Here is a 426-nt window from a genome sequence, read left to right on the forward strand (position 1 = left end):
GACCAATGGGGCGGCCAGGATCTGGGAAGCGATCGAGCGCCGCCGCGCCGGGTGAGGCGGACGGCGTGATCCTGCGGGGACAAGACCCTGGCTGCGGGCCGGGTCATGCTTCCTTTGCGAGCGCGAGACGGTAGCTCACGGCTTCGGCCACGTGGGGAAGGCGGACGGGGTCGCTGTCGTCGAGGTCGGCGATCGTGCGGGCCACGCGCAGGACGCGGTGATAGCCGCGCGCGGTGAGACCGAATCGCTCGGCGACTTTCGTCAGGAGGGCGCGGCCTTCGGCGTCGGGGGTCGCGATCTCTTCGAGGAGGCGGCCCTCGGCATCGGCATTGACGGCATGGCCGGGGTGATCGGCGAAGCGCCTGGCCTGGGCCGCGCGGGCGCGGGCGACGCGTTGGGCGACGGTGGCCGATGAATCGCCAGAGG

At 72.5% G+C, this 426-nt stretch carries 1 protein-coding gene; it reads right to left on the reverse strand.

All coding sequences use genetic code 11. The features are described from left to right. Window positions 1–103 precede the first annotated feature (103 nt). The coding region (locus ACLD7X_RS19165) for a magnesium chelatase subunit ChlI family protein (RefSeq protein ID WP_482764002.1) at window positions 104–426 on the reverse strand (323 nt) is incomplete at its 5' end.

This window comes from Aphanothece microscopica RSMan92, assembly GCF_046613545.2.
Lineage (GTDB): Bacteria > Cyanobacteriota > Cyanobacteriia > PCC-6307 > Cyanobiaceae > NIES-981.